Source organism: Lachnospira sp. (assembly GCF_016290755.1).
GTDB lineage: Bacteria > Bacillota > Clostridia > Lachnospirales > Lachnospiraceae > Lachnospira > Lachnospira multipara.
Window position 1 is genome coordinate 1 of record NZ_JAEEVD010000080.1, and the last position, 6,234, is coordinate 6,234.

A 6,234-nucleotide genomic window follows, 5' to 3' on the forward strand; every position below is an offset into this window, starting at 1 on the left:
CACACCAAATATGAATGTTTACGGAAGGATTTTCCTTTATAAACATTATTATTTCTTCTTCTCCTTCAAAGCCTTCATACAATTTGTAATTATTTTTTAGATTTCCAATGTCCATAATTTTTCTCCTTATATCTATAAAACAATTATAGTTTTGCAATTCATTTTCAACAAGTACGCAGTATAAAGATATTCTGTTACATTAAAAGCCCCATACTTTTTAGTATGAGGCTTTCATCTTTAATATATTCTATTAAATACTAATCTTATTGCTGTTTATCTTTGATTAGAATTCAATTGTTTCTGGTTCTTTAGTAAATGAACAAAATGTAGCTTTTGCATTTTTAAAATATAACATCTGCATGTTATCATCATCTGCACTATACATTTTCTTAAGACTTGGCATTGCTTCAAGCATTGCTTCCTTTACTTCTTTTGAATCGTCATTTACTAATTCTCCACAAACTCTAATCCATTCGCCGCCTTTAAAAGCTGTAAGTTCTACCTTAGGATTAGCTGCAATCTGCTTTGAAACGTCCTTAACCTTACCTGTCTGGATATAAAGCTTATCATTACATAATAAAGCTGTTCCAAAAGGACGCACTCTTGGCTGATCGCCTTCTACTGTTGCTAAATATATTCCTCCTCCATAAATAACACCCCAAGTGTTCCTGGACCACAATGACTTGAGATTACACTTCCTGCTCTTGTGACAAGTATCTCATCAAATCTATTTAGGGCTTCTAGTTTCTCCCTTACCTTATCAATCAGCTCTTTATCACAACCTGAATGTGTAATAAAGACTCTATCTTTCTTTGCCTTAGCTAGCTCTTCTTCTAGGTCTGCAACATATTTTAAAATTGCAGAATCGATGCTACCTCTGTATTTTTTACTAGCGATCATCTTTCCATTTTCCACAACTATCTTTGGATGGAGCTTAAGTAACCCCCCTGCTATAGCTGCAACGCTTGAGCACCTGCCACCTCTTTGAAGATAAACTAAAGTGTCGATTACGAAACTTGCTCTTACACGATGTCGCATTTTTTCAATTTCGTTTACGATAGTTTCGGCAGATTCGCCATTTTTAGCCATAATAGCAGCCTCCACTACAAGATGCCCCACGCCTGTTGAAAGATTCATAGAGTCTATGACATGAATCTTATCTTCCATTTCTAACTCTTCTGCTGCGATACGCATAACATTGGCAGTTGTGGACATATCCTCAGAAATTGCAAAGGCAATTATTTCATCTCCGGCATCAATATATTTTCTAAAAAGATTGATTGCCTCCCCAATTCCTACTGCGGAAGTCTTAGGAGTTTCCTTATGTTCATCGGACCAAACATAGATTTCATCAGGGCTTATGTTGACACCATCAATATACTCCTTATCCCCCATAACCACATGGAGTGGCAAAATGTCAATGTCGTATTTATTCAAAAGTTCTTCAGATAAATCGCAAGTGCTATCAGAAATAATTTTTATCATGTTTTTCCTCCGTTACTTTATCCCTATTAAGATTGTGGACCCACTAAGTCCATAAAGTCTTGCCTCTGCCTTTGACATAAACAAGCCATCGTCGGTTCTAATAAGCCTTACATCTTTATATCCCACGGCCTTTAGCTTCTTTGCAAAAGCCTCCATGTTGCCAAATCGCCTCTTTGTCATAATATCATGAATCACAAAAGTTCCGCCCTTTTTTAGAGTTCGTAGGCTTTCAAGTAGGAGTTCCTGCTTATTAATTCCTGTGATGTTGTGGTATACGTAATTGCTAACGATTGCATCAAAACGGCCATCCTCAAAGAGAAGTCTCACGGCATTGCCTTCACTAAAGCAAGTGTTTGAAACTCCCTCTATTTTTGCATTTTCCTCACATAATGCTTTTGAAAATGCAGCATATTCCCTACCCCATCTATCAACTCCGAAAATATTGGCCTCGGGATTATTCTTCGCCACTGCAATTGAAAGAGCTCCGCTACCGCAGCCAACATCTAAGATGTCGCCCTTGATATCCTTTAAGTAACTTGCTGTACCCTCGATGATTTGCCTTGATAGCTGTCTTTTGCCGTCATAGGAAAATGCCCTATAAAGCAAAATGCTCCAGCAAGTCGCCCCCAAAAGAATCAAGGTCACAATGGCAAAAATTATAGTCAACGCCTTCATCTCCTTTATATAACCCTCATAGGTTAGATATGCCGAAATCAAAGACGCTGCAAAGCTAGAAAAAATAAGATTTTTAGGCATCCAATTCTCGTAATTAGCCTTCATAAGCCCATCCCCCCTAAGAAAAATCTGTTATATAGCGGATTACCCTGTCTGCGTTTTTCTCTAAAAATTTATCTATTAAGCTTATTATAGCATTAAATGGAGGGAATGAAAGCTATTATTTATATCTGGTTAAACAATCTCATTGTTGTATCTGGCCCTTTATCCCCTTTTTGTTTCTTCATAGCACAGCCTTTAAAGGAATTCTTTGACACTCTGGCAGTATAGAGACAATCGCCAAACTTTTTCACTGCCTTCTCGTTTGTGACACAAGAGGCTATAAATACATTTTCATCAAGCAAATTCACTAAGGTCTTGCCGGAATTTATCACCGAATCGGCGTAAATTACATACTTCGTTTCTGGTCTTTTAAAGTCCTCAGGATGCTTCGGATCATAGACATCCAAGCGGCAGTTAAGAGCCACATATAGACCTATGCTAATGTACATGCCACCTCTAAGCACCGCAATAACTGTAGTGTTTTGGGCATTTATTGGACCAGTTTCCTTTAACTCTAAATCGTGCTTAATTGCCTCCCCAAGGCGCCTTCCTAACTCGTAATGAGCCTCGCAAAGCTTAGGCCCTGATATTCCTGAATTGGATTTTGTGATGGCAGTTAACTCCTCCACCTCTTTTGTTTTCTCAAGCTCGTACAATATTAATACCTCCTAAATCCTTATCCGCAAGTGATCTGCTTAACTTTCCGTCTTCTTTGGCTATTAAAAATGCAGCATCTGCCTGCTTTAGCATATAATAATCGTTTAGACTGTCGCCATAGGCAATGACCTTCTTGCCTGCCTCTTGTAGGAATTTTGTTATAAAAAATTTTGATTCTGCGCACATTTCAAAACCATAATAAGCTTTCACGCCAATCTTATTAGCTAATGCTTCCCAAACAAGACCATAACCTGAAGTTAAAATGAAAGTGTCAAGGGTGATGTGGGATGTGACATGCTTGTTTAAAGGAAGTGACAAAACAGCTGTCTTTAGAGCCTCACCCTCTAGGCCAGTTCCACTTGTGTATGTTCCCTCTAACGCAGGTCCTTCTTCTCCCCTTCCAAGCCCCATCTCACAAAACTCCTTCTCCTGTCTTAAGCTTTGAAATCCCGTATAGAAATTTCCATCATAAATCTTTGTGTTATAAGAAAATATCTCATGGGAACTATCCACTTTCGTAAGGGTCTTATCTCCATCCATTAGAGTTATAGTATCTGACTTTGCGACTTTTAGAATTTCTTTTGCACATCTTCCTGCAAAGTTTTTAGGGCTAAAACCACTCTTTATAGCTTTGATAAATTCCACTAGCGGTAAAATGTTTTCAAAAAAATTATCTGGCGGATTATCTAAAACAAAGAAGTCTTTGTCCTGCTGATGGCAGTATTTACGCAGGGCTTCTATTTCCTTCTTTTGCCACGACTCAGAATTATATCTCAAGTATTTTTTGTTTTTATCAGACAATTCCATACGACGTCTTATAATCTCAGGTGAAATATAGAGATATAAAAATGTATCATATAATTCACCATCTTCCTTGGTAAAAGCAATTTTATCTCCAAAAGAATAATGACCATCCACAATAAAATTGTCTCTTTTTTTCAAAATTCTAGTAAGCTCTTTTCTTAAATCTTCCTTCTCTTCATCCTTTAGATTCTGAAAATCTGGATTAAGTTTTCTTAACATCTCACTTCCACGAACCACTTCTAGAAAGTTGATTCTATCAAGGATATAAGACTTTCCCGCGCAGGGCAAGCCGTAAAGTGCAACTCTCATAAAGACTCCTTATAGCAATAGTTTCTGTCAAAATCTAGAGACATTTTCTCAAGGTCAAAAAAGGAAATATCACTTTTTGCAACTGGTGGCAAGTCGATGCAATTCCCGCAAAAATACACATTCCCATTGGCAAAGAAATAATTATTAGTTCCAGCCCCGCACTTGCCTCCATACATGGTGCAATCAAGGCCGCCACTTCTAACCTCTAGACTTTTGCTAGCTTTTTTAAGAAAATCTCTATACTCTGCTAGACTAATGCCGTATTTTCCTATCATTCTTGAAAATGTAATGCGAACCTCAAATGCTTTAAAAAACTCTATAACCTTGTCTGCATTTTCCAAACTATCTCTACCAACGGTGGCATTAAAGGTTGGATAATAGCCTGTAGCCTTTCGGTAGTTTTCTACATTTTCCATAGCCTTATCAAAGGAATTACAGCGATTCTTGTTGTGGAGCTCCTTGTAGCCATCAATGGAAAAGCCAACATTTATCCTATGTTCCTCTAAAAACTTCCAGTCTTTAGGCGCCAAATTAAGGGTACCGTTGGTAATTGTGTAGGCGCTAATTTCGGGCGAATCCTCAAGGTAAGCGATGTAGGACTTAAGCTTGTCCCACTCAAGAAAAGCCTCGCCGTTTCCCACAAAGCCAACCTTAAACAGCGGCTTTGGTAAACTTTCCTCAACTTGTTTTATTTCCGATTGTTTTGTTTCAGCTTGCTTTTTCCTTACATAATCCTTCACATGGTCTAGGATTTTGAAAATATCCATCTGTGCTTCTTTAATCTCGCTCTTCTCGTGAAAATGGCAGTATTTGCAGGCCAAGTTACAGCGATTAATAGTCGAAATACAAATCCTGTTAATCATTTTTTCTATTATCTCTTTCTTCCTTTTTCTCTTTCAATAAATCAATCAACGCCCTGTCGCCGGTGTCATAGGCGTAATCAAGAGCTGTCTTTTTGTCTTGATAGGTTAGAATGTCAATGTCTGCGCCTTTATCTAGCAAATACTTGACTATCTCTTTATCTGAATTCTTAAAAATCGCCTTAATCAGGGCTGTAAAGCCATTCTTTTGATCTTGCTGATTTATAAATGCACCGTTCTCCACCAATAGCTTTACACATTCAAAATGTCCGTGCCAGCAAGCAATCATAAGGGGCATATTGAAAGCGTTAGTCTCATTTTGTGAGGGCTCGTTTACATTTGCACCCTTATCAATAAGCATTCTGGCGAACTTCATGGCATCCCTTTCATTGTGCATCTGCATGACATGGGAAAGCGGCGGAAACAAGTATTTTTTCTCATCCACAGCGTTTACGTCGATCCTATCCAGGCTTAATAAGAACTTCACCATTTGCTCATCTTTATTAAGCAAAGCCGCAATCAATGGAGTTCTTCCTGACCTGGCATCCACTACATTTACATTGATTACATTTTCCTTATCCTTAATTAAGGACTTGGCTTCCTCTAGATTCTTCTTAAAAACTGCCATGAAGAACCTCTGTGACAAAGTCTCATTAAAACCATCTTTTTCTGAAAATATGCTGCTATACTGAACCGAGCTTATAACCTTGAAATTATCTAGATTCTTAGTGTCCTTTAATTTAAAATCCTTGTCGTTAGTCAAAAGGTAAACGTTACTTGATGCATTTTTCTTAGCTAGTTTAAAAGCCACGTCAAAAATCTTGTCATCGTTAGTGCCATCGAGCTTAGAATCCGTGTGAATATCTAGCTTTTCAGACTTTTTCTTTAATAAAATATCTTCACAGAGGGAAGCATTTCTACGATACTTATCCTTGCCGTGATCCTTTTGGTAATTAATCTCCTTAATAACCGGCACTGGAATGTAGACCTTATCGCAATCCTTTAAAACTATGTTTAGCATTTCTGGGCGATTAAGCAAAATGTTAGTGTCTAACACTATGTAATTCTCCTGCTTGCAGCCAATAATATCTAGGAAATCAATGTGTGCAATTCTGATTAGATTAATAAGCACATCAAAATTTGGCGCCTGAGTACCATTTTCAATAAAGCTTAGTGTGGTTCTGCTAATGCCTAACATCTTGGCAAATTCTTCTTGCTTTATGTTGGCGTCGTTTCTGTAGTTGATGATTTTCTGGCCTAATGCTAGGTATGTTGGATTGATTTGTGTCATGTGTTTTCCCCTTTTTTGAAGTAAATTATTCTTGTATTAGTTCATTATCTG

Annotated in this window: 7 protein-coding genes; all 7 read right to left on the reverse strand. The window is 37.6% G+C overall.

Features of this window, described 5'->3' with window-relative positions:
• Window positions 1-283 precede the first annotated feature (283 nt).
• Window positions 284-601 carry a NimC/NimA family protein gene (locus tag QVA17_RS11960; RefSeq protein WP_330635216.1) on the reverse strand — a complete coding sequence of 106 codons (318 nt, stop codon included), beginning with the start codon at window positions 599-601 and terminating at the stop codon, window positions 284-286.
• A 26-nt stretch (window positions 602-627) separates the two neighbouring features.
• The gene (locus QVA17_RS11965) at window positions 628-1,485 is read right to left on the reverse strand and encodes a DegV family protein (protein WP_287389178.1); all 858 of its coding nucleotides are present in this window, start codon (window positions 1,483-1,485) and stop codon (window positions 628-630) included.
• A gap of 12 nt (window positions 1,486-1,497) precedes the next feature.
• The gene (locus QVA17_RS11970) at window positions 1,498-2,265 is read right to left on the reverse strand and encodes a class I SAM-dependent methyltransferase (RefSeq protein ID WP_287389180.1); all 768 of its coding nucleotides are present in this window, start codon (window positions 2,263-2,265) and stop codon (window positions 1,498-1,500) included.
• Window positions 2,266-2,384: 119 nt separating this feature from the next.
• Window positions 2,385-2,918, reverse strand: coding sequence for a hypothetical protein (locus tag QVA17_RS11975; RefSeq protein ID WP_287389182.1), 534 nt, complete (start codon window positions 2,916-2,918; stop codon window positions 2,385-2,387).
• Window positions 2,905-4,032: an ATP-binding protein gene (locus QVA17_RS11980; protein ID WP_287389184.1), complete on the reverse strand. Its 1,128-nt coding sequence runs from the start codon at window positions 4,030-4,032 to the stop codon at window positions 2,905-2,907. The genes QVA17_RS11975 and QVA17_RS11980 overlap by 14 nt, the downstream gene beginning before the upstream one ends.
• Window positions 4,029-4,895, reverse strand: a complete 867-nt coding sequence (locus tag QVA17_RS11985; protein WP_287389185.1) for a radical SAM protein — start codon at window positions 4,893-4,895, stop codon at window positions 4,029-4,031. The genes QVA17_RS11980 and QVA17_RS11985 overlap by 4 nt, the downstream gene beginning before the upstream one ends.
• On the reverse strand, window positions 4,888-6,183 hold the full coding sequence (locus QVA17_RS11990) for an ankyrin repeat domain-containing protein (RefSeq protein ID WP_287389187.1): 1,296 nt from the start codon (window positions 6,181-6,183) through the stop codon (window positions 4,888-4,890). Before QVA17_RS11990 ends, QVA17_RS11985 begins: the two co-directional genes overlap by 8 nt.
• Window positions 6,184-6,234 lie beyond the last annotated feature (51 nt).

Coding starts and splice junctions, on each gene's coding strand:
- QVA17_RS11985 (WP_287389185.1), bottom strand. CDS start 4,895: ATGATTAACAGGATTTGTATTTCGACTATTAATCGCTGTAACTTGGCC.
- QVA17_RS11970 (WP_287389180.1), bottom strand. CDS start 2,265: ATGAAGGCTAATTACGAGAATTGGATGCCTAAAAATCTTATTTTTTCT.
- QVA17_RS11965 (WP_287389178.1), bottom strand. CDS start 1,485: ATGATAAAAATTATTTCTGATAGCACTTGCGATTTATCTGAAGAACTT.
- QVA17_RS11980 (WP_287389184.1), bottom strand. CDS start 4,032: ATGAGAGTTGCACTTTACGGCTTGCCCTGCGCGGGAAAGTCTTATATC.
- QVA17_RS11990 (WP_287389187.1), bottom strand. CDS start 6,183: ATGACACAAATCAATCCAACATACCTAGCATTAGGCCAGAAAATCATC.